Consider the following 22,163-nt stretch of genomic DNA (forward strand, 5'->3'; position numbering starts at 1 on the left):
ACGCCACTGAGAAAGGACGCCGACATCTCCCGCACATCGGCCCTTCTACTGGTGCCCGGTCTCGTCCTCCTCGTCGCAGGCTTCCTCATCCCCTCGGCCGCGATGCTCTTCGCGCCGCCGGACGTGGCGACCAGCGAGATCTTCGCGCGCCTGGTCGAGATGCTCAAGGACCCGTACGACCTGGAGGTGATCGGGCGCACGGTCGGGCTGGCCCTGGCTGTCACGATCATCTGCGTCGTCCTCGGCTTTCCCATCGCCTACTGGCTCGCCCGCTCGTCGTCGCGCTGGAGCGGGGTCTTCCTGGCAGTGGCGATCTTCCCATTGATGCTGAGCAACGTGGTGCGGACGTTCGGCTGGCTGGTGATCCTCGGCTCCAAGGGGGCGCTCGGCCGGCTGCTCGTCCAGCTCGGCCTCGTCGACGCGGCGCCGCAGTTGCTCTACACCAAGCTGGCGATCGTCCTCGGCCTCACGCAGCTGTTCCTGCCGCTGGCGATCATCTCCTGCTACTCGGCCGTCGCCCAGGTCGATCCCGGCCTGGACGACGCCTCGCGCGGGCTCGGCGCGAGCAGGATCCGTACGATGTGGAACGTCGTCATCCCGCTGACCATGCCGGGCATCGTGGTGGCCGCCACCCTGGTCTTCGCGGGCTCCGTCACCGCCTACACCACGCCCTATCTGCTCGGCGGGTCCAGCCAGCGGATGCTCTCCACGCAGCTCTTCAACTACGCGAGCACCACGGTCGACTGGGCCTCCGCCTCGGCGACGGCGCTCATCATGACGGTCCTGGTCTTCCTGGTCTCCGGGCTGTCCTCGCTGATCGGGCGGAAGGGGGCCACCTCATGAAGCGGCCGATCACGGCGGCGCTCGCGGTCGTCGGCTACGTCATCATGATCGTGCCGATCATGTTCGTGGTCGCCACCGCCTTCACGGCGGGAAGCACCCTGAGGTTCCCGCCCGACGGCATCTCGCTGCGCTGGTTCGACGAGGCGCTCGGCTACGAGCCGTTCATCGGGGCCGCGGTCTCCAGCCTGGAGCTCGCCGTCCTCGCCACCGCGCTCGCGCTGCTGATCGGCGTGCCCGTCACGCTCGCCGTCCACCGCGGAAAGCTCCCTGGCAAGGGCCTGGTCGAGGGGTTGTTCCTGTCGCCGCTCATCGTCCCCGAGCTGGTCGTGGGTCTCGCGCTGTTCCAGCAGCTGATGATCGGCCTGGACCTGGACAACTTCAGCACCCTGCTGGTCGGGCACACGGCGCTGATGCTGCCTTACGCGGTACGCGTGACCGGGGCCTCGCTCGCGCTGGCCGACCCCACGCTCGAGGAGGCCGCCCGGGGTCTGGGCGCCTCGCCGTTGCGTGCGTTCTTCAACGTGACGTTGCCCGTCCTGCGTCCGGGGATCTTCTCCGCCGGGCTGCTCAGCGTGGTCACGTCGTTCAACAACGTGCCGCTCTCGCTCCTGCTGCAAGGACGCGACTTCCGGACGCTGCCGGTGACGATGCTCGACTACGTACAGCAGTCCTATGACCCGATGGTCGCCGCCGCTTCCACCCTCATCCTGGCCGCCACCGTGATCATCGCGGTGATCGCCGAGCGCACGGTCGGATTCGCCAAGATCTTCGGAGGGATCAACCAATGACCGCCGCCGCCGAGTTGATCGGAGTCACCCAGAGATTCGGCTCCTTCACCGCCGTCGACGACATCGACCTCGCCGTGCCGTCAGGGAAGCTGACGACGTTGCTGGGCCCGAGCGGCTGCGGCAAGACCACCACGCTCAGGATGGTCGCGGGCTACTCCGTGCCGACGTCGGGGACGATCCGCATCGACGGGGTCGACAGCACGCGCACGCCGCCGGAGAAGCGGGATCTGGGGATGGTCTTCCAGTCGTACGCGCTGTTCCCGCACATGACGGTGGCCGACAACGTCGGTTACGGGCTCAAGCTGCGCAAGGTGCCGTCCGCGGAAAGACGGTCGCGGGTCATGGAGACGCTCGAGCTCGTCGGGCTCGCGCACCTGGCCGACCGCAAGCCGAAAAAGCTCTCCGGCGGGCAGCAGCAGCGGGTGGCACTGGCCAGGGCGATCGCGATCAGGCCCAAGCTCCTGCTGCTCGACGAGCCGCTGTCCAACCTCGACGCGCGCCTGCGCGTCCAGATGCGGGCCGAGATCAGGCGCATCCAGGCGGAGACCGAGCTGACCGTCATCCTCGTCACCCATGACCAGGACGAGGCGCTGGAGATGTCCGACGAGATGGTCCTCATGAACGAGGGCAGGATCGTGCAGCAGGGCTCTCCTCAGCAGGTCTTCCCCCGTCCGGCCGACCGCTTCGTCGCCGAGTTCCTCGGTTACGAGAACTTCCTCACCGCGGCCGATGGCACGCCTCTGACCATCCGGCCCGAGCATCTGCGCATCGCCGAGGACGGCCACGGGCTGGCCGCGACGGTGGCCGACGTGGCCTTCCGCGGCGTCGACCTGCTGGTCTCGCTCGACGTGGTCGACCCGTCGGGCGCGACCGTCAGGCTGCTGGCCGACGTACGCAGCGATGCGAAGCCCCTGACACCTGGATCGAGCGTCACGGTGTTCGCGCCGGACGACCACCTCGTCCCACTCCCCCGCTGAAAGCCCGTTGAAAGAAGGAACGACCCATGCCCACGCGCCGCGCCGTACTGGCCGCTGCTCTGACCGTGCTCGCCGCAGCCGGATGCTCCGGCTCCGGTGAGAAGCAGGCCGACCAGAACACCATCGTCGTCAGCACCTTCCCCTTCGGGGTGAAGGAGTTCGAGCAGGCGGTCGTCGCTCCGTTCACCAAGCAGACGGGGATCAAGGTCGAGCTGGACACCGGCTCCAACTCCGACCGGCTGTCGAAGCTGAAGCTCGCCAAGGGCGAGCCGGAGGCGGACGTGGTGCTGATCTCCGACTACTTCGCCGCGCTCGGGCAGAAGGACGGCCTCTTCCAGAAGGTCGACGTGCCCAACATGAAGCAGCTCGCGCCGTTCGCGACCGAGGGCGCCTACGACGGGCCGGCCTACACGCACCAGCTCAACGGGATCATCTACAACACCGGCAAGCTCAGCCAGAAGCAGGCCGCCGACTGGGCGCTGTTCGCGGACCCAGCGAACGAGAAGAAGGTCGCACTTCCCGATATTTCGGTGACTGCCGGACAACTCATGGTCTCGGGGGTGGGTGAGTCGTACGGCAAGGGCCCCTACGACATCGACACCTCGTTCAAGACCCTGGCCGGCTGGGCGCCGAACGTCCTGCAGTTCTACACCTCCTCGACCGAGGTCACGAACCTGCTGACCCAAGGCGAGATCGTCGCCGCCGACGCGCTGAGCGGCTTCGCCACCAAGCTCGTCACCTCGGGCGAGCCGATCGCCTGGACGGCTCCCGCCAAGGGCCGCTACATGGCCACCAACCGGGCGATGATCCCCAAGGGCGCGCGCAACCAGCAGGGGGCGGCGAAGCTCATCGACTACATGCTGTCCACCGAGGCGCAGAGCGCCATGGCGAAGGCCGTCGGTGACCTGCCCACGAACCCGAAGGCCGAGATCCCGGCCGACATCGCCAAGGTGACGGGCGAGGCGGCGAAGGACCCGGTGGCCGCCGGGTTCAAGACCCTCGACCCGGCGCAGCTCGTCGACACCCGCGCCACCTGGGTCGACCGCTTCACCCGCGAGGTGGCCGGCAAGTGAACCTGGACCTGATGCCCAAGGTCGATCTGCACTGCCACCTCATCGGCACCGTGCGCGCCTCGACCTTCGCCGAGCTGGCCAGGCGGGAGGGGCTCGACCTGCCCGACACGCCCGAGCGGATCTACGCGGACGTGAACTCGCTCCCGCCGGACCCGGCCCTCTACCTGAACACCCGGGTCCCGGTTCCGCAGGGCAGGAGCGCGGACGAGCCCGAGGTCTCCTACTCCCTGTTCCAGGTCTCCTCGTGGGTTCTCCAGGTGCTGCGCGAGACCGACGACCTCACCAGGATCACCTACGAGGCGTTCGAGGCCGCCCACCGGACCAGCGCGACCAGGCATCTCGAGCTCTCCTTCGACACGCTGACCGAACATCAGGAGAAGCTCGGCTACGCCACGGTGATCGAGGCGTACGCCGAGGGCATCCGGATGGCGGAACGCGACTTCGGCATGTCGGGCAGGCTCATCGCGGCCATCGACCGGAGCGGGTCCGGCGAGGAGGCGCTCGCCTGGGTGCGCACGGTGGTGGACCACCCGCACGACTACGTGGCGGGGATCGGGCTGGACAACCTGGAGACCGCCGGGCCGCCCGAGCGGTTCGAGGCCGCCTTCCGGCTCGCCGGTGAGGCCGGGCTCCGCCGTACCGCTCACTCCTCCGAGCACGCGCCCGTCGCCGCGAACACGATCACCTGCCTCGACGTGCTCGGGTGCGACCGGATCGACCACGGCTACTTCGTCCTCGAGGACGACGAGGTGGTGGCGAGGGTCAGGGACGAGCAGATCCCGTTCACCGTCATCTCGACCACCTCGCGGCGCTCGTGGCGGCCGTGGCGGCGGGCGTCGATCGCGGCGATGCTCGAGGCCGGGCTCAACGTCATCCCCGCTTCGGACGACCCCGGGATGTTCCCGACGTCGCTGGCGAACGAGTACCGGATCCTCTCCGACCAGCTCGCCGTGCCGGACGAGCGGTTGCGTGCGATGGCGCTGGCCGGGGTGGAGGCGTGCTGGCTGCCGGAGCCCGAGAAGGACGCCCTGCGCGAGCGCTTCGAGGCAGAGCTCGCAAGCATGAAGTGATCGCCCCGGCCGGTCTGGTGGCCGAGGCGTTCCGCGCCGGGTCGGCTCAGCCTCGGGTGCGGTCGGCGGGTGGCTGGATCCGGACCCGCTCGGTCTCGGGCCTGCTGTCGAGGTCGTCGAGCTGCTGGAGAATGGTCTGCCGCAGGTCGCCGTAGTCGCGGAAGGCGTAGTCGTGGAAGAGCGTGTAGCCCGTCCACATCAGGTTGGCGCACACGCGTGGCGGCACCTGCCCCGTCGCCGCGCCCATGCCGACCAGTGCCACCGACTCGATGCTGCCCGGCGCCTTCTCGTTCTGCATGTGGATGGCCTGGAACGCGGCGGCGCAGGCCAGAGCGACGTTCAGCGTCTCGCTCACGTCCTGCGCCGACTGCACCATCGTCGGCGTCGAGATCAGGAACTTCGGATTGGTGGCCCCGGACGGCACGCACACGGCGCTGCCCACCGGGAGCGACCCGTCGAACCGGTCGCGGATCGCCCGCTGGACCTTCAGCTGGATGCCCGCGCCGAGGTGCCGCTTGATCACCGCGTCGACGCCGCCGTCCATCCGGCCGCGGGCGTTGGTGGGGCTGACCCAGGCGTCGACGTGCCGGCCGAGGATCGACCCCTTGTGGATCTCCACCTCGGGCGTGTCGGCGAACGCCGCCAGCCAGGACTCCACCACCTTGGCGTTGACATCCACCAGGACGACTTTGAGCGCTTGCTTGACGGTCACGGGCCACTCCGGGACTGGAAAGGTGATCTTCTAGGCTCACGAAGATAGCGGGCCTCACCGACATTCCCGCCAATCCCGGCAAGAGATCGCATCGCTGGCCTTCTCACGGCACAATGCCTCCTCGATCACCCCTCGCCGAACCGGGAGCCCGCGATGAGCAACACCCCCACCCCGCCCGACCCCAACGACCCGCTTGCCCTGGCCGAGCTCTTCGCGGGCGGCGGCGAGCCGTGGCTGCCGCTGCTGAAGCCGGTCATCGAGGCCCAGCCTGGCGCGGCCACGTTCATCGGCCCGGGCCGGGGGCCGGACGTCGTGCCCGTACGGGAGCTGACCTTCCAGGCGCTCAAGCCGAACCCGCCGCACAAGTGGAAGGTCGTGGTGTTCGGCCAGAACCCGTACCCGCGGGTCGAGAGCGCCACCGGCATCGCGATGTTCGACAACACCTTCCACGACTGGGCGGACAGCACGTTCGGCAAGGTCGTGAGCATCCGCTGCATCATCAAGGCGGCGGCGATGTGGAAGCACGGCATCCCCAAGAAGACGCCGATCGCCGACATCCGCGCGCTGCTGAAGGAGCACGACACCGTACAGCCGCCCGAGTGGTTCCAGGCGATGCTCACGCAGGGCGTGCTGCTCCTGAACGCGGCGCTCACCGCCAGCGGCGACCGCTCGATGGGCACCGACCGGCACACCGCGTTCTGGCGGCCGGTCGTCGAGCGGCTCGTCGAGGAGATCCTGAAGGCCAAGCAGGACGCCGACGAGGAGGATCGCGGCGTGGTGTTCGCCTGGTGGGGGGCGCACGCGCGGAACCTGAAGGAGGTCGTGCTCCGGCTGCAGAAGAAGTACCCGGGGGTGGAGGTCAGGCACATCGACCACCCCAACCCCGCGGCGCAGGGCGACATCTTCTGCGACGGCGACCACTTCGCCCTGGTGAACGCGGCACTCAGGGCACTGGGCGCCGATGAGATCGACTGGCTGCCCAGCAAGGGCTGGAACCAGGCGGGCGGGGCCGACGCCGACCGCATGGGGGCGTTCATCAACTCCACGATGGAGCTGCACAAGCTCTACCTCGAACGCCTCGCCAGCGTCAAGGACGAAGGCCTGGTGCTGCCGGCGATCACCGGGGTCTTCGACACGCCGCTCATGGACTTCCGCGAGGCGGTCGCCCCGGTGGCCAAGCTGCTGTCCGGTCTCGACTGGCACGTGGAGCAGTCGTGCCGGTTCGGTGAGAACCTGGCGGGCGCGAACCTGTCCGTCGACGAGATCGCGGCGCTCCACCTCTACACCTGCGAGTCGTCGTTCTACCGGCAGATCAACGCGACCCTGCGCAATCCCGACCGCAGCCGGATCGTCCCGTACCTCCCGTACCTTCGCCTGCTGTTCTCGGCCGTCTCGCAGTTGCCGGCCCGCAAGGAGCCGCTGTGGCGCGGGGTCTCGCTGGACCTGCGGGCGCAGTACCCGCTCGGCCGGACGGTGACGTGGTGGGGCGTCTCCTCGTGCACCTCGAAGCTGAGCGTGGCCGAGGCGTTCCTCGGGCGGCGTGGCAAGCGGACGCTGTTCGAGGTGCACCCCGTACGGGCGGTCGGGATCCGGAGCTTCTCCGCGTTCACCGGCGAGGAGGAGTTCATCCTCGCGCCCGGCACGCAGTTCGAGGTGACCGGCGTGAAGACCGAGCGCGGCGGGCTGTGCACCGTACAGCTGACCGAACTGGCCGAGCAGCCGCTGGTGGCGTGAGCGGCTCAGCCGGCGCACGATGGCTCGCGCAGGTGTAAGTCCACCTGCGCAGCCCGGCTCGGGTGTCCGATATGTTCTTTTCGGCCATGTCTTTGCCTGGTCTTGGGGGGTCGGTGCCGGTGCGCGGAAGGCTGCTGATCATGGCTCTTGTCTTGAGCCTGTCCGGCTGTGGTGCGGTTCAGCGGCTGGTCCCCCGGCCCGCCGGCGCGCCCACGCCCACCCCTTCCGCGTCTCCCACGAGCGCCGCCCCCACTCCCTCCGCCACCAAGGCGGCGCTGACCGCCCCCCAGGCGAGCCAGGCCGTGCGGGAGTGGGTGGGCAGGTACAACGCGACGCTCAAGAAGCGCAAGTGGTGGCGGCAGAACGCCCGGCTCGAAGCGCTGTTCGTCGAGGGGGCGCTGCACGAGGGCGTGCTCGAACGCAACCATGAGACCTTCGGGTGGAAGCCGGGGCACAAGCCGATCAACCTGACCGGCGCCCCGACGGTCTACCTGCCCAGGCCGGAGCGGCAGCCGTCGATCGGTGACTGGTTCATCGCGCAGGTGACCTACGCGGACACCAAGGGCCATGCCCGTCCGCACGTGCTCGCGTTCTTCCGCTCCCCCGGGCAGTCCGTCAAGCTGGCCGTCGCGACCCCGGTGCACTGGGGGCAGCGCATGCCCGAGCCCCTGCTCGACGCCGACGGCTACGTCACCGACATGGACGACGCCGTGGCGCGCGACGTGGCCGAGGAGTACCTGAACTTCTGGAACGGCAAGAAGAAGGAAGGCGCCTCCGGCTACCGCCTGGCCAGGAACAGCTACAGCCGCAAGGCGTTCCGCGCGGTGCAGAAGGGGCTGTACGTCGCGTTCGCCGGCCACGGTTCGGTCTTCGGGTTCCGTACGGCGGATGGCGGCTCTTTCTTCCTGTTCGCCATGGTCAATGACGCCAAGAGCGTCAACCAGGTGCTGAGCGAGGCGCTGCTGGTGCCCAAAGGCAGCAGGACCATCCAGGAGCTCGGCGCCAACTGGTTCTCTTAGCACGTGGTGTCCCGATCACGGACGGCACTCTCGTCCGCCCGTGATCGGTTGAGCGGGCGCGGGCCTACCGGAACCGGCGCGCGTTGAACGGGGCCAGCATGGGGTGCGCCCGGCCCGTGCCGATCTCGTACGCCAGCAGCTCACCCGCGATCAGCGCGAGCGTGGCGCCGCTGTGGGTGAAGGCGGCCCAGAGGCCGTCGATCTCGTCGACCCGGCCGAGCACCGGATCGCCGTCGCCGGGGATCGGCTTGGGCCCCATCGCCAAGCGCTCCGGCTCCAGCCGCGGGTTGCCGGCCAGCAGCCGGGAAGCCTCCGCCAGCAGCTCCGCCACGATCTCCTCGGCGATCTCGAAGCCGCCGTCGGCGGTCGGGCGGATGCCGGCGGTGGTCCAGTCCGAGTCGACCGCGAGGGCTCCGTGCGGGGCCGGGCGGACCGCGGCCCGGGGTGTGTTGAGGACCGCGCGCAGCGGCGTGTCGACCGGCTTGGTCGTCACCAGCAGCGAGATCGGCGTCTGGTCCGGGATGGCGACGCCGAGCTCGGCGGCCATCGCCGGCACCGCCGGGCCGGTGGCCAGCACCACCGTGTCGGCGGCGTGCGACTCGCCGTCGGCGGTGCGGACCCCGGACACCGACCCGCCCGCGGTCTCGATCCGGGCCGGTCCGGCGTTGGTCACCAGGCGGCCGCCGTGCTCGGCGAACTCCTTGATCAGGTGCTGGGCGAGGTTGGGCAGGTCCACCCAGCCTTCGCCCGGATTCCAGATGGCACCGTCCGGTGAGACGGCCGCCGGGTCGATGCCGGGGGTGTAGTCGGCCACCCGGCTCCGGTCGATCAGGTGGCTGTCGTAGCCGTGCGCCAGCTCGTACTCGTGGACGCGGTGCAGGTCGTCGGCGTTCTCCGGCGCCTCCCAGGTCAGGCCGCCGTCGAAGCGCAGCCAGCTGAGGCCCGGGTGCCGGGCCGCCAGGGTCCGGTAGCGGTCGATTCCGGCCATCCGCAACCGGTGGTACTCCTCGCTGCGCATGCCCGCGGAGTTGAGCCACGACAGCGAACGGCCGGAGGCGTTGCTGGTCAGCTCCCCTTCGGTGATCAATGTGACGTCGGCACCGCCCAGGGCGAGGTGGCGGGCGGTGGAGACCCCGATGATGCCGCCGCCGACGACGACGGTCCGGGGTGGGGTGCTGCTCATGAAGGTCCTTTCGTGGGTCACCGAACGGGAGGTCAGCGACCCCGGCGGATGTCGGTGGTGGTGTAGATCTGCTCGATCAGCTCGATGACCGCCAGCGCGTCACCGGCGGCGAGCGGGGGTGGGCCGCCCCCGGTCAGGGCGACGGCCAGCTCGTCGTAGAAGGACGGGTAGCCGCCCGGCTCGGTCGGCACGGGAGACTGTCCGTCCCGTCCGCCCAGCCGTCCCCAGCGCTCCTCGGGCTCCCGGCCGTACGACGCGTCGCCGGGACCGAGGCCGGAGGCCAGCTGCTGCTCCTGGCAGTCGAGTCCCCATTTGACGAAGCCCGCCGCCGATCCGGCGATGGTGAACCGGGGCCGCTCGAGAGGGGCCAGTGAGCTCATCGCGAGGTGGGTGCGTACCCCGCTCTCGTGCACCAGGGACACGAACGCCTCATCGTCGCCACCCGGGCCGGGCCGGTAGCGGGTGAGCTCGGCGTGCACGGAGCCGACCGGCCCGAACAGCTGCAACGCCTGGTCGAGCAGGTGCGGCCCGAGGTCGAACAGCATCCCGCCGCCAGCCGCCGGCAGGGCCTGGGCCTTCCACGCCTTGGGCTCGTCCGGCTTCCACCATTCGAAACGCGACTCGAAGGTACGGATCTCGCCGAACGCCCCGTCCGCGGCAAGCCGGCGTACCGTACGGAAGTCGCCGTCGTAGCGACGGTTGTGGAACACCGTAAGGAGCACCCCCCGCCGCTCGGCTTCGGCGATCAGCTCTCGTCCCTGCTCGGCCCGTACTGTGAAGGGCTTGTCCACCACCACGGCCAGCCCGCGGGCGAGTGCGGCCAGTGCCAGGTCGTAGTGCGAGTCGGGCGGTGTGGTGACCACGACCAGATCGAGCCGGCCGGACTCGGCGAACAGCTCGTCGGCGGTCCGCAGCACGGCGGCCCCCGGATGGTCCTTCGCCGCCTGCGCCCGGCGATCCGGGTCGGCCGTGACCACCGCCGACACCTCGAACCCGGGATTCGCCGCCAGGAGCGGGCCGTGGAACACCCGCCCGCCGGTGCCGAAGCCGATGATCCCCGTCCGGATCGGCCGGCCGCCGTCCTGCCTGCTCACAACACCTCCGAAAGAAACCGCTGCAACCGAGGACTCTGGGGACGGTCGAACAGCTCGTCCGGGCTGCCCCGCTCGACCACCTCGCCCTCATCCATGAAGACCACCTGGTCGGCCGCCCGGCGGGCGAAGCCCATCTCATGGGTGACCACGACCATGGTCATGCCCCGCCCGCCCAGACCCGCCATCAGGCCGAGCACCCCCTTGACCAGCTCAGGGTCCAACGCGCTTGTGGCCTCGTCGAACAGCATGACCTCCGGCTCCATGGCCAGCGCCCGGGCGATCGCCACGCGCTGCTGCTGACCTCCGGAGAGGTCGCGGGGCCGGTGGTCGGCCCGCTCCGCGAGCCCCACCTCGGCCAGCGCCCGACCGGCCCGCTCCCGCGCCGCGGCGCGGGGCATGCCCTTGACCTTCCACAGCGCCAGGGCCACGTTGTCCAGGGCGGTGTGGTCGGGGAACAGGTTGAAGTGCTGGAACACCAGCCCGATCCGCTGCCGCAACTGCTCCGGCACCATGCTCGAGGCCTTCTCGCCGGCCAGCAGCACCTCGCCGCTCTTGGGCTCGTGCAGCCGGTTGATGCCGCGCAGCAGAGTCGACTTGCCCGACCCCGAGGGGCCGATGACGCAGGTGGTGCTGCCCGGCCGGACCTCGAAGCTGACGTTGCGGACCACGTCGAAGCTGCCGTACGCCATCGACAGGTCCACCAGCTCCAAGCTGGAGCCGTGAAAGGTCGATGCCTCCGAGGAATCAGCGTGGTTCATGCCTTGCTCCCTGTGGCGCTCCCTGTGGCGCTTCCTGTCGCGCTTCCTGCGGCGAGAGGGCTGCCGCTGTCGAGCTCGTCGAGCTCCTTGAGGCCGCTCACCGGCCCGGCCTTGCGCCGGCCGGTGCGGAACCGTTGATCGAAGTAGTTCACCAGGTGGGTCAGCGGCACCGTGATGACCAGGTAGAACACCCCGGCCAGGAGCAGCGGGGACAGGTTGCCCGACAGGATCGCGGCGTCCTGTCCGACCCGGAACAGCTCCCGTTCGCTGGCCAGCAGGCCGAGGAAGTAGACCAGGCTCGAGTCCTTGACGATCGCGATGAACTGGTTGACCAGGGCCGGCAGCACCCGTCGCACGCCCTGCGGCACGACCACCAGACGCATGGCCCTGGCGTAGTTCATCCCCAGCGCCCGGCAGGCCTCGAGCTGGCCCTTGTCGACGCTCTGGATGCCGGCCCGGAAGATCTCGCCGATGTACGCACTGGCGATCAGGCTCAGCGCGATGATCCCCAACGGGTAGGGCGAAGGGCCGAAGACCGACTGGCTCAGCCTGGCGAACCCCTGGCCGATGAGCAGGATGGTCAGGATCGCCGGCACCCCGCGGAAGAGGTCGGTGTAGACCCGGGCCGGGATCCGCAGCCACGGCGCCGTCGAGATGCCCGCGACCGCGACGAGCATGCCGAGCACCAGGCCGATCACCGTGGCCGCGACCGAGATGATCAGCGTGTTGGCCAGGCCGACCGCCAGCATCTGCGGCAGGACCTCGGCCATCGCCGAGAAGTCGAAGAACGTGCGGATCAGGTCGTCCAGCCAGTCCACGTCAGCTCCTTTCTGCGTGTTCGGGCGGCCCGATCATTTGGCGGCGGCCGGCGCGCCGGTGTGGTCACCGCCGGGCAGGTACTGCTTCGGCATCGGCGAGCCGGGGAACCACTTCTCGTACAGCCGCTTCCAGGTGCCGTCCTCCATCGCCGCGATCAGCGCCTTGTCCAGCGCCGCCTTCAGTGCGAAGTTGCCCTGCTTGATCGCGAACCCGGCCGGAGCGTCGAAGGAGGGGATGTCGGCGGCGCTGACCAGGCCGAACTGCGCGATGTAGGACTTCGCGGCCTCGTAGTCGAGGAAGTGGGCGTCGACCGATCCGCGGTTGAGCGCGGAGATGGCCGCGTTGTTGTCCGGGAAGCGGACCAGGTCGGCCTTCGTGAAGTTCTTGACCGCGTACGCCTCCTGCAACGTGCCCTGGACCACGCCCAGCCGCTTGCCGGCGAGCCCGTCGGCGGAGGTGATGCCGGAGTCCTTCTTCGTGATCACGGTGAGGTAGCCGGCCAGGTAGCCGGTGCTGAAGTCGACCGTCTTCTTGCGCGCGTCGGTGATGCCGATGGCGGCGACGCCCGCGTCGAACTGGCCGTTGGCCACCGCCGGCAGGATGGCCGAGAAGTCCTGGCCGGTGTACACGACGTCGGTGATGCCCATCCGCTTGGCGACGTCGCGGAAGAGCTCGACGTCGAAGCCGCTGAACTGGCCGTTGGCATCGGTGAAGGTGTAGGGCTTGGCGTCGCCGAGGCTGGCGACCCGCAGCTGCCCGGGCTTGATCAGCCCGTAGGGGTTGTCGGCGCTGTTCTCGGTACTGCCGCCGCCGCACGCGGCAAGGCCAAGCACGGAAATGAGCGCCAGCAGCGCCACCAGTACGGATTTGCGAGGGGTTGGAGACACGGGGACCGCCCAAGGGTGGGGATTCAGTGAGACCGGTCTCACCCGTGTATGCTGATTGAGACCGGTCTCAGTGGGATTTCCCGAAGACTAGGAGACGCCTCCCGCGCACGTCAAGCGTCGAGGCCCCGGACATCCGTCCGCCGTCGCCGGCGCTGAGGCGACCCGAGCAAGGCAGGATTCATGGCGAAGGCAGGCAATCACCGCGAGATCACCGTCGCCGACGTCGCCCGCGAGGCCGGTGTCTCCAAGGCCCAGGCGGCTCGCGCGCTCGGAGCGTACGGCGCCGTGAGCGACGCCGTACGCGAACGGGTGCTGGCCGCCGCGGCCCGGTTGAACTACCGCCCCAACCAGCCGGCCCGCACCCTGAACACCGGTCGCTCGCACAGCGTCGGCGTGGTCGTCGGCGACATCGAGAACCCCTACTTCTCGCTGGCGACGCGGGGCATCTCCGACGCGGTCGAGCGTTCCGGCTTCACCGTGGTGCTCGCGAACACCAGCGAACGCGTGCTGGCCGAGCGCGCCGCGGTGGACATGCTGATGGACAAGCGGGTCGACGGGCTGATCGTCGCTCCGGCCTCGACGAGCGATTCGGCCCATCTGCAGGCCGTGGTCGACGCCGGGCGCCCGCTCGTGCTGCTCGACCGCACCGTCCCCGGACTCGGCGTCGACGCCGCCCGGGCCGAGATCGAGCCCGCGGCACGCGAGGCGGCCGACCATCTGCTGGCCCTGGGGCATCGCCGGATCGGCTACATCACCACCGCCGACGGCAGCGACGTCCGCACGGACGGGCCCCACCCGCTGCCGTCCCCGGTGGCCGCCCGCGTCGCCGGCCTGGTCGGCGGATTCACCGAGCACGGCCTGACCTGGGATTCCGACCTGCTGCGGTCCTGCCGGCACGACGAGGCGGCGATCAGGAAGGCCGTGGTCGATCTCGTCCGCGACCCGAGCCCGGCGACGGCCCTGATCGCCTCCGACAGCCTGATCGGGCTGGTCGTCGTCGGGGCGTTGCAGGAGGAGGGCCTGCGGATACCCGACGACGTCTCGGTCCTGATGTACGACGACCAGCCATGGGCGCGGCTGGTCACGCCACCGATCACGGTGGTGGCGCAGCCGACGTACGACATTGGGTACGCGGCCGGAGCCCGGCTCGCCGCGCTGATCGCCGGCGCCACCAACTCCCCGCCCCTGGTGCCTCTCCCCGCCACCCTGATCCGGCGCGGCTCGATCGGGCCGGTGGGCGGCGGATCGCCGACGCGCCCCTGAGCGTCTCTGCGCCGGCGGGTCCCAGGTCGGCATGCCGCGGTGGAGTGACCTCACCGGTCAGTGCGAGTCGCCGCCGTGACCCCGGTCGCCGTCCTCATTGCCGTCAGTGCGGGTCGCCGCCGTGACCCCGGTCGCCGTCCTCGTTGCCGTCAGTGCGGGTCGCCGTCGAGCAGGCGTTCGAGACGGGCGGTCGCCTCGACCGGGTCGTAACCGGGGAGGGCCGCGCGCATGAGGTCGTGAGTCTGGCGTTGGGCGTCGGCGGCGGCCTCGCGGACCGCGGCCAGCGTCTCCTCCGCCAGCTCGTGGCTGTTCAGCTTCATGGCGCGGGCGCTGTAGGAGACGTCGAGCACGCGGCCGTTCGGGTCCACGCTCGCCTTGACGTTGCCGCCCGGCCCCGCTCCCGTGCCGACGATCTTGTTGAGCTCTTCCTGGGCCGTCTCCAGCCAGGCCAGCATGCGCTCGCCCTGGCGGCCGGCCTCGTCCAGGTCCTCGTCCCTGATGTTGCCCGGATCGATCAGCGGGCCGAACACGCTTGCCTCCCCCTCAGATATAGAGATCGCGGGCCGCCTGCTCGACCCGCTGGCGTACGAAGGTCTCGTCGAGCGGCTCCGGCAGGGTCCTGCCCTTGACCTTGTCCGCGATCTCCAGGGCCTGCCGTTCGGCGTTCGCCTGGGCCTCCTGGAGCACGGCCGTGACCTTCCTGCCGAGCTCCCGCTCGCTCAGCCGCATGGCCCGCGGGTCGATGCGGAGGCGGGTCAGGCCGCCCTGGCCGTCGGCGGCGGCCTCGACCAGGCCGTCGTCGCTCCCGGCCCCGCCCTCCACCTGCTGGATCGCTGCCCTGGCGGCCCGCAGGTCGCGCATGATCTGCCGGCTCTGGTCGAGGTAGGCGGCCAGGTATTCGGCGTCGTTTTCCGGCGCGGGTGTCGGCATGTCAGGACTCCGGCGGTCAGATGGCGTGCTGGCCGACCAGTTTAGACACATCCTGTCTTGATCTTGACATCGAGATGTGGATCTCATGAACGGGAAATCTTGCCTATTAGGCGGTATGTAACGATATGGTCCTGGGGCATGACGGGACTTGAGATCGCCCTGGGGGCGGTGGGACGGAACGCCTCGGAGATCAGGACCCTCGGAGAGGACTACGACGCCGCGATCCAGCGGCTCAGGGAACGCGCGAACGGCGCCGCGGCGTGGGGCGACGACGGCCTGTTCGGCGTGATCACCGCCGCGTACGCCGAGTGCACCCAGATGGGACTCGCCGCGCTCACCGGGGTGTCGTCGGAGATCACCGGCACCGGCGAAGGGCTGGACGCCGTCGGCAGGAACACTCAGGCCGCCGAGGACGCGAACGTCCACAACCTCGGAAACAGCACGTGGGCGTGATCCTTCCGCCGGAGGTGGCGGGGTTCGTGCAGATGCTCGGCATCCTCTGGCCGAACATCGACGAGGACGAGATCAGGAAGGACGCCACCGCCTGGCGTACCGTGACGGCCGGCACCGACCGCTCGGGCGTGGAGGCCGACACGTCGGTCCGCAGAACGCAGGCCGACTACCGCGGCGAGTCCGCGACGGCCATGGCCGGCCGCTGGAACGCCACCGGAGGCAGCGGCGGCCATCTCTCCCAGGCGGCCGCCGCGGCGAGAGTGGTGCCCGTGGTCCTGGACGGCACGGCGAACGTGGTGACCGCGGTGAAGCTGGTCGTGGGCACCCAGGCCGCCAGCACGCTGGTCAATGTCGCTCAGCTGGTGGCATTCGGGGGCGCGGCCGGCGCTACTGCCGCGTACGCGCGCATGCTTCTCGCCCGCAACGCCGCCGGGAAGGGCCTGCGCGAGGCCGGCGAGGGCACCGCCAAGGTCCTGGCGCCGGGGCTCCGCTCCAAGGCCACGGCGACCTGGCACCGCATTTTCGGCGACCTACGTGGGCTGGGCCGCCCGGGCGGCACTCCGGCGCTGGCCGGCGCCGGGGGCCGCAGCGTGGGTCCGAGGGCGATGACCGGCCCCCGCCACGCGCGCGACTACATGGCGACCATGGGCCGCAACAACAACAATGCTCGAAGAGGCAGCGGCGGCCGTGGCGGCCGAAGCGGCGGCGGCCGAAGCGGCGGCGCCCGGGGCAGAGGCGGCGGCGGTGGTGGCATCAGGAACCTGTTCCGCCGGGATTCGTCAGGGAAGATCCACGGCGCACTTCCCGCCAGCACCAGGGGCATGACGAAAGAGGAGGCGGAGCGGGTCCAGCGGGAACTGCTGGCGAGCATCAGCAGAAGAGAGACGGAGCAGAGGGCGCTCGGCGAGGAGGCCGGGCACAGGACCCGGATCAACATGGAGAAGGAGGCCCTCAGGAAGATCCGAGAGGACATCCAGAGGAGATGGGGGTGACGGTAGGAGATGCAGACGCAAGCAGGCGATGACCTGATTGAGCGCATCCGCACGCATTCGGCCGACGACGACGTCGTGGGCCCGGCGGCCAACGACCTGCTGAGCGAGCTGTACGCGGGATACCCCGTCGAGAACCTCGGCCGGCTCCTGCACAGCGGCGACGACGCGGCCGTGGGGGCGGGCATCTGGCTGCTGTCTGAGCTGGGAGAGCGCGCCGCTCCGATGATGGACGAGATCCCGGCCCTGCTCGCGCACCCGCTCCGCCGCGTTCGGTACTTCGCGATCGAGGTCGTGCTGTTGTGCGCCGACGCCCGCCACGGGTCCGTCATCGCCCAGGTCATGAACCTGAGCCGGGATTTCGAGAGCGCCGTCCGCTGGAAGGTGCTCGAGTTCCTGGCCGAGGCCACGGACGACCAGCTCGCGGCCGGGGCGGCTGCGCTGGAGCCCGGTCAGGTCAAGGAGCTGGCCGAGTGGTTGATCCGCCTGGACGAGGAGGAGGAGCCCGATCCACGGGACGTCGTCGCCCGGCTCGAGGGGCCTGACCCGCTCGCCCGGCTGTTCGCCGCGGCGGCCGCCGCGCACCTGTCCGACGAGGACGACCCGAACCTCCTGCAGCATGCGGCCACCGCCGATGACGAGGAGATCAGCTCGTTCGCCCGGCAGCGGCTGGAGGAGCTGACGGGGTAGCGTGCCCAAGGCTGAGCGGGGCCCCTGGCTGTACTGAGGAACCCGTGTTAAGGAACGCGGCCGACACCGCCCAGGATGCCGCCCTTCTCCAGCCCAGGAGGGATGAACGGGTCGTCGTTGCGCCAGTCCTGCACCGGGACCAGGCCGGGTTCGAGCAGCTCCAGACCTTCGAAATAGGTGCTCACCACGTCGTGGTCCCGCAGGTGGAGCACGCCTGAGGTGGTGCGCCGGTAGACGTCCTGGGTCTCGCTCCGCAGGTCGGGGGCGCTCTGGCCCTTCTCCACGTACGCGTGCGAGATGATCAGGTGGCTCCCCGGCGACAGCGGCTCGCGCAGGGCCCGGATGATGCCGGCCACCTCGCCGTCGTCTTCGAAGAAGTGGAAGAGCGCGACGGCCAGGACCGCCACGGGCCGGCTGAAGTCGAGGTGGTGAGCGGCGGCGGCCAGGAGCGCCTTGGGGTCGTGCGCGTCGCCGTCGATGATCACCGTGTCGGGGTTGTCGGCCAGCAGCGCACGGGCGTGGACCAGCACGATCGGGTCGTTGTCCGAGTAGACGACCTTGGCGTCGGGGATGATCCGGTGCGCGACCTGGTGCACGTTGTCCTGAGTGGGCAGGCCGGTGCCGATGTCGAGGAACTGCCGCACGCCGGCCCTGGCCATCGCCTCCACGGCGCGGACCAGGAAGCCGCGGTTCGCCCGGGCCATCTCCCGTACGTTCGCGCCGCGCTGGCTGCTCAGCGCGAGGATCCTCTCGGCGGCCTCGCGGTCAGCGGGGAAGTTGTCCTTCCCGCCCAGGAAATAGTCGTACATGCGGGCGACGGTGGGGACGGTCGGATCGATCTTCCCCGGAAGCCGTTCACGCTCGGTCACGCTGCACCCTTCCTCACCTTTGATCGCATCTTATGGGGAATCACCAGATCTGTGATCGGAATCAGTGAGGTGCCCGGTATGCACACGACTCCCTCGCAAGAGGGAGTGCGGAAATAGGTAGCACCGGCGATCCGCGGCGGCATCGTTGATCGACAGGATGGGCGCACCGCACCAGCAATCCCCTCACCTGGAGATACTCCGATGAAGCTGTCAGTCGCCTGCCTCGCCCTGGCCACCCTCGTCGCGGCGGGGCCCGCCTACGCGGCCACGCCGACCCCGGCCTCCACGCCGACCCCCGCATCCTCGCCGAGCGCCTGCCCGCCACCGGCCGTCGTCCAGCCCGATCCGGACGCGGCCGTCCCGCCCGTCAACGCCGCCGCGCTGCGGCAGTCCATCGCGGGCCTGCCCGCGGCCGACGCCACCGCCGCGATCGTCCGGGTGGGCGGCACCAAGGGCGCGTGGACGGGCGTGACCGGCGTGGCGGATCTCGCCACCCAGCGCAAGGCGTCGCAGCACGTACGTTTCCGGGCGGGCAGCGTGACCAAGACGTTCACCACCGCGGTGGTGCTGCAGCTCGTGGCCGAGGGCAAGATCTCGCTCGACGGGACGGTCCAGGACTACCTGCCCGGCCTGCTGCCCGACTCCTACCCCGACGTCCGCGTCGGCCAGCTGCTCAACCACACCAGCGGCCTGCCGTCGCCCGACCTGCCGGACACGTTCGACTGGGTGTACCGGACCCGGTTCAAGACGTGGACGCCGAAGGAGTACGTCGCGCTGGCCGTACGCAACCCGATCGAGTTCACGCCCGGCACCCGGCAGCACTACCTCAACACCAACACCTTCGTGGCCGGCCTGCTGATCGAGAAGGTCACCGGACGCTCGTACGAGCACGAGGTCACCTCCAGGATCCTGCGCCCGGTCGGCATGCGTGACAGCTATCTGCCCGGCACCTCTTCCCGCATCCGCGGCCCGCACCACAAGGGCTACCAGTCCGTGCCCGCGGGCTTCGACGACGCCATCCCCTACGGTGCGGGCCAGGTGGTCGACATGACCGAGACCAGCGTCACCTCCACCTGGGCCTCCGGCGACCTCATCTCCACCGTTGTGGACCTGGAGAAGTTCCTCAAGGCGCTGTTCTCGGGGAAGGTCGTGCCGCCCGCGCAGCTGGAGCCGATGTTCACGGTCCCGGAGGTGATGATGTACGACAAGTGCGGCAACCAGCCGGCCGTCTACACCTCGGGCATGGCGAAAATGGTGCTGCCGGGCGGCATCGTGGCCTACGGCAAGACCGGCGCCCGCTACGGCTACGCCGCCGGTGTCGGCGCGACCCGTGACCTGAGCCGGACCCTCGTCTACTCGGTCAACTCCACCGACGCCAAGGCCTCCGGCCAGAACCAGCGAACCCTGCGCATCGCACTGGCCGCCTTCACGGGATGATTCCGCCGGGGGTGCTCCCGACTGTGGTCACCCCCGCGGGGCGTACATGATGACCAGGACGCCGATGATGCAGATGACCGATCCGATGACGTCCCACCGGTCGGGCTGGAACCTGTCCACCACCACCCCCCAGATCAGCGACCCCGCGACGAACACGCCTCCGTAGGCGGCGAGGATGCGGCCGAAGTGGGGATCCGACTGGAACGTGGCGACGAACCCGTACAGGCCCAGAGCGATCACACCGGCCCCGACCCACAGCAACCCACGCTGCTCTCTCACCCCTTGCCAGACCAGCCAGGCCCCGCCGATCTCGGCGAGCGCGGCGACCACGAACAGCAGGAGGGAACGCGCGACAGTCACGGTTGCGACTGTAGAGGACCGCCTTCGGCCGACGTCGGCAGGCGGGCCGCCCCCGCCTGATCGGAGAACGGCAAGGGGCAGGACGGACTCGAACTCCGCCACACGCAGCGGCCGTTCCGCGGTCGGCAGAGTGCATTCAGCCGGCACCCATTCCATGGTCTCTCCTCGAGCCGAGGCCGTCCCCGTACGGACGTCGCCCATGGCTCGACGGTAACCCTGTACCCGGGTACAGGATGCAACCCCCATTAACACCCCGACGCGGACGCCCCCAGGACTTTCGCAAACAGCCTGTACGCCTACGCAGCCGAGCCATTATTCTCGACGGCTCCATATAATCGCCATAAATTCTCCATAAGTTCACCACAAACCCTTACGACCTGCGCGAACACGCGAATAACACACAGCTCGAGATATAGCTTCATCGGCGATTTGAACACCGTTCCAGGGAAATGTCCAGCTCTTGTCGCGCAGTTAACCATCACTTACTCTCCAGGTGATCAAATCACTTCCCGTTTTTCCTGGAGGCACCACTTGCGCCGATTAGCGCTTCCCATCGCCCTCACGGCGATGCTCTTCCCCTTCCTCGCCACGGAAGCCGCCACCGCGACCGCCACCTCCACGGCCACGTCCGCCACCACACTCGCGGATCCGCCGCTGGCGGACGTTCAGGAGATCGGCCCCGGCCAGTACTCCGCCGACACCAAAACCTTCCAGCTCACCGAACTGGACGTGTCCGCCGGCGCGGTCAGCCGCAAGCATGGTGTGGCTCTGACCACCGGCGACCTGGCCCGGCCGCAGTCGGCCCCGGCCACCCGCCCCGAACTGGGGGTCTTCGGGCCGGGCTGGCAGGCCGAGTTCGCCGGTGGGCAGATCAACCGGAAACTGGAGAACCAGAACGGCACGTTCGTCGTCACGGAGCTCGAGGAAGGGACGTCGACCAGCTACCCCCTGAAGAGCAGCATCTCCTACCCCGACGGCGGCGGCGTCCAGACGTACGAGGCCGCCGACGGATCCAAGATCACCCAGACCACCAAGTGGGACGCGGTCGTCGGAGCGATGCGCACCACGACGACCGAGACGTTCGCGACAAATCTGGGTTCCCTGGACCCGGGCAAGGAGCCCTTGACCAACCCCGACGGCACCCCCGTCAGCGACGCCGACCTCCAGTTCACCTACACCTGGTCACGCCAGTCCGGCGCGCCGAGCGCCGACCCCTGGCGGGTGGTCAGCCTGGGCACCACCGCCCTCGGCAAGTCCACGGTCGCCTACGACGCCCAGGGCCGGGTCAGCACCGTCAAGGAACCGGCGCGCGGCGAGAACCCCGGGTCCCTCACCAAGTTCACCTACGCCGCGACCACCACGGCCTCCGGCACCACCTTCGGCGACTACGCGGGCCGGCTCAAGGAAGTCACCGTCGCCTACGGAACGGATGCGCCGCAGACCGAGGCCAGCTACGCCTACGACCCGAACGGCCTCCTGCGCACCGTGACCGACCCCAGCGTCGGCGCCACCCAGGGGACCTACGCCTACGACTCGGTGGGACGCCTGTCATCGATCGACTCAGCCGGCAACGGCGCATGGCAGCTCACCTTCCCGGCGGGCGTCGCCGCTCCCCAGGTGGCCGCCGTCGGCACCGACATGCCGGCCAACGGCGGGGCGACCGAGGGCGCGGCCGGAAGTGAGGACCCCAACGCCACCGAGCCGCCGGCCAGCGACTTCCTGCCGGACGGCGTGGACGCCCCGCAGTCCTACCCGAAGAAGTGTGACACGGCCAAGACCTGGATGTGGTACACGAAGTCGGGCTGCTCGGCCTGGGCATACCACGGCGGCAAATGGCGGCAGCCTGGCTGGAAGCGGACCGCCAGCGGCTTCAACGTCAGGGGCATCACGTACGACCACTGCACGAAGCCGGGAGTGGACCGCCCTCTCGGGTTCGACTTCCGACCGGCCTGTGACTCCCACGACTACGGGTACGGCCTGATGACCAACCAGAAGAAGCACTACAGGTACTACCTCGACCGCACGTGGTGGCGCAAGGCCGACGTGGACACCCGCTTCTACATCACGTTGAAGGACAAGGTGTGCGGGGGCTACTTCTTCCTGGTGCGGCCCAGCTGCAAGAGGATCGCGGCCGTCTATTACGCGGCCGTCCTGACCTTCGGTATGCCCGGATAACGGCGCGAGCAGAACGTAAACCTGCGCTGTGACCTTTTCT

Annotated in this window: 23 protein-coding genes; 13 read left to right on the plus strand and 10 right to left on the minus strand. The window is 69.6% G+C overall.

All coding sequences use genetic code 11. The annotated features are described in order from the left end of the window. Window positions 1-51 precede the first annotated feature (51 nt). The 5 genes from ABD830_RS07470 to ABD830_RS07490 are packed head-to-tail and all read left to right on the plus strand — an operon-like array spanning window position 52 to window position 4,751. Window positions 52-843, plus strand: a complete 792-nt coding sequence (locus ABD830_RS07470) for an ABC transporter permease (protein WP_344985709.1) — start codon at window positions 52-54, stop codon at window positions 841-843. Then, entirely contained in the window at window positions 840-1,631 is a 792-nt protein-coding gene (locus ABD830_RS07475; RefSeq protein ID WP_344985710.1) for an ABC transporter permease, read from the plus strand. Before ABD830_RS07470 ends, ABD830_RS07475 begins: the two co-directional genes overlap by 4 nt. Next, window positions 1,628-2,608: an ABC transporter ATP-binding protein gene (locus tag ABD830_RS07480; RefSeq protein WP_344985711.1), complete on the plus strand. Its 981-nt coding sequence runs from the start codon at window positions 1,628-1,630 to the stop codon at window positions 2,606-2,608. The genes ABD830_RS07475 and ABD830_RS07480 overlap by 4 nt, the downstream gene beginning before the upstream one ends. 26 nt (window positions 2,609-2,634) lie before the next feature. Then, window positions 2,635-3,681: an ABC transporter substrate-binding protein gene (locus tag ABD830_RS07485; protein WP_344985712.1), complete on the plus strand. Its 1,047-nt coding sequence runs from the start codon at window positions 2,635-2,637 to the stop codon at window positions 3,679-3,681. Then, window positions 3,678-4,751 carry an adenosine deaminase family protein gene (locus tag ABD830_RS07490; RefSeq protein ID WP_344985713.1) on the plus strand — a complete coding sequence of 358 codons (1,074 nt, stop codon included), beginning with the start codon at window positions 3,678-3,680 and terminating at the stop codon, window positions 4,749-4,751. Before ABD830_RS07485 ends, ABD830_RS07490 begins: the two co-directional genes overlap by 4 nt. 46 nt (window positions 4,752-4,797) lie before the next feature. On the opposite strand, the gene ABD830_RS07495 is transcribed toward ABD830_RS07490, so the two are convergent. Then, window positions 4,798-5,463: a macro domain-containing protein gene (locus ABD830_RS07495; protein ID WP_344985714.1), complete on the minus strand. Its 666-nt coding sequence runs from the start codon at window positions 5,461-5,463 to the stop codon at window positions 4,798-4,800. 153 nt (window positions 5,464-5,616) lie between these two features. Between ABD830_RS07495 and ABD830_RS07500 the strand changes: the two genes are divergently transcribed. Together ABD830_RS07500 and ABD830_RS07505 are read left to right on the plus strand one after the other, a co-directional pair. Next, on the plus strand, window positions 5,617-7,197 hold the full coding sequence (locus tag ABD830_RS07500; protein ID WP_344985715.1) for an ADP-ribosyltransferase domain-containing protein: 1,581 nt from the start codon (window positions 5,617-5,619) through the stop codon (window positions 7,195-7,197). Window positions 7,198-7,337: 140 nt separating this feature from the next. Continuing rightward, window positions 7,338-8,216, plus strand: a complete 879-nt coding sequence (locus tag ABD830_RS07505) for a DUF8094 domain-containing protein (RefSeq protein ID WP_344985716.1) — start codon at window positions 7,338-7,340, stop codon at window positions 8,214-8,216. Window positions 8,217-8,280: 64 nt separating this feature from the next. Here the strand turns inward: ABD830_RS07505 and ABD830_RS07510 are convergent, their stop codons facing one another. From ABD830_RS07510 to ABD830_RS07530, 5 genes are read right to left on the minus strand one after another with little or no spacing between them, the layout of a single operon-like run. Continuing rightward, on the minus strand, window positions 8,281-9,399 hold the full coding sequence (locus tag ABD830_RS07510; RefSeq protein ID WP_344985717.1) for an NAD(P)/FAD-dependent oxidoreductase: 1,119 nt from the start codon (window positions 9,397-9,399) through the stop codon (window positions 8,281-8,283). Between the two features lie 32 nt (window positions 9,400-9,431). Next, window positions 9,432-10,493, minus strand: coding sequence for a Gfo/Idh/MocA family protein (locus ABD830_RS07515; RefSeq protein WP_344985719.1), 1,062 nt, complete (start codon window positions 10,491-10,493; stop codon window positions 9,432-9,434). Beyond that, window positions 10,490-11,251, minus strand: coding sequence for an amino acid ABC transporter ATP-binding protein (locus tag ABD830_RS07520; protein ID WP_344985721.1), 762 nt, complete (start codon window positions 11,249-11,251; stop codon window positions 10,490-10,492). The genes ABD830_RS07515 and ABD830_RS07520 overlap by 4 nt, the downstream gene beginning before the upstream one ends. Continuing rightward, a complete protein-coding gene (locus ABD830_RS07525) occupies window positions 11,248-12,069 on the minus strand; it encodes an amino acid ABC transporter permease (RefSeq protein WP_344985722.1) in 822 nt (273 codons plus the stop codon). The genes ABD830_RS07520 and ABD830_RS07525 overlap by 4 nt, the downstream gene beginning before the upstream one ends. A gap of 33 nt (window positions 12,070-12,102) precedes the next feature. Next, a complete protein-coding gene (locus tag ABD830_RS07530) occupies window positions 12,103-12,957 on the minus strand; it encodes an ABC transporter substrate-binding protein (RefSeq protein WP_344985724.1) in 855 nt (284 codons plus the stop codon). A 180-nt stretch (window positions 12,958-13,137) separates the two neighbouring features. Here ABD830_RS07530 and ABD830_RS07535 point away from each other — a divergent pair, with 180 nt between their 5' ends. Continuing rightward, entirely contained in the window at window positions 13,138-14,220 is a 1,083-nt protein-coding gene (locus ABD830_RS07535; RefSeq protein ID WP_344985725.1) for a LacI family DNA-binding transcriptional regulator, read from the plus strand. Window positions 14,221-14,369: 149 nt separating this feature from the next. Here the strand turns inward: ABD830_RS07535 and ABD830_RS07540 are convergent, their stop codons facing one another. Next, window positions 14,370-14,750, minus strand: a complete 381-nt coding sequence (locus ABD830_RS07540; protein WP_344985726.1) for a YbaB/EbfC family nucleoid-associated protein — start codon at window positions 14,748-14,750, stop codon at window positions 14,370-14,372. A gap of 13 nt (window positions 14,751-14,763) precedes the next feature. After that, window positions 14,764-15,150, minus strand: coding sequence for a YbaB/EbfC family nucleoid-associated protein (locus ABD830_RS07545; protein ID WP_344985727.1), 387 nt, complete (start codon window positions 15,148-15,150; stop codon window positions 14,764-14,766). A gap of 138 nt (window positions 15,151-15,288) precedes the next feature. Here ABD830_RS07545 and ABD830_RS07550 point away from each other — a divergent pair, with 138 nt between their 5' ends. The 3 genes from ABD830_RS07550 to ABD830_RS07560 are packed head-to-tail and all read left to right on the plus strand — an operon-like array spanning window position 15,289 to window position 17,282. Further along, window positions 15,289-15,603: a hypothetical protein gene (locus ABD830_RS07550; RefSeq protein WP_344985728.1), complete on the plus strand. Its 315-nt coding sequence runs from the start codon at window positions 15,289-15,291 to the stop codon at window positions 15,601-15,603. Beyond that, the gene (locus ABD830_RS07555; protein WP_344985729.1) at window positions 15,600-16,595 is read left to right on the plus strand and encodes a WXG100-like domain-containing protein; all 996 of its coding nucleotides are present in this window, start codon (window positions 15,600-15,602) and stop codon (window positions 16,593-16,595) included. Before ABD830_RS07550 ends, ABD830_RS07555 begins: the two co-directional genes overlap by 4 nt. Window positions 16,596-16,604: 9 nt before the next feature. Then, window positions 16,605-17,282 (plus strand): hypothetical protein, encoded by a 678-nt coding sequence (locus ABD830_RS07560; protein WP_344985731.1) that lies wholly within the window; start codon window positions 16,605-16,607, stop codon window positions 17,280-17,282. A gap of 47 nt (window positions 17,283-17,329) precedes the next feature. Here ABD830_RS07560 and ABD830_RS07565 read toward each other — a convergent pair whose 3' ends face one another. Further along, the gene (locus ABD830_RS07565) at window positions 17,330-18,151 is read right to left on the minus strand and encodes an SAM-dependent methyltransferase (protein WP_344985732.1); all 822 of its coding nucleotides are present in this window, start codon (window positions 18,149-18,151) and stop codon (window positions 17,330-17,332) included. Window positions 18,152-18,352: 201 nt separating this feature from the next. On the opposite strand from ABD830_RS07565, the gene ABD830_RS07570 reads away from it, so the two are divergent. Then, window positions 18,353-19,588 carry a serine hydrolase domain-containing protein gene (locus ABD830_RS07570; RefSeq protein ID WP_344985733.1) on the plus strand — a complete coding sequence of 412 codons (1,236 nt, stop codon included), beginning with the start codon at window positions 18,353-18,355 and terminating at the stop codon, window positions 19,586-19,588. Between the two features lie 27 nt (window positions 19,589-19,615). On the opposite strand, the gene ABD830_RS07575 is transcribed toward ABD830_RS07570, so the two are convergent. After that, window positions 19,616-19,948: a YnfA family protein gene (locus tag ABD830_RS07575; protein WP_344985734.1), complete on the minus strand. Its 333-nt coding sequence runs from the start codon at window positions 19,946-19,948 to the stop codon at window positions 19,616-19,618. A gap of 531 nt (window positions 19,949-20,479) precedes the next feature. Between ABD830_RS07575 and ABD830_RS07580 the strand changes: the two genes are divergently transcribed. Beyond that, window positions 20,480-22,123, plus strand: coding sequence for a phospholipase A2 (locus ABD830_RS07580; RefSeq protein ID WP_344985735.1), 1,644 nt, complete (start codon window positions 20,480-20,482; stop codon window positions 22,121-22,123). Window positions 22,124-22,163 lie beyond the last annotated feature (40 nt).

Origin of the sequence: Nonomuraea helvata (assembly GCF_039535785.1) — a bacterium.
In the GTDB taxonomy this organism is placed as follows: domain Bacteria; phylum Actinomycetota; class Actinomycetes; order Streptosporangiales; family Streptosporangiaceae; genus Nonomuraea; species Nonomuraea helvata.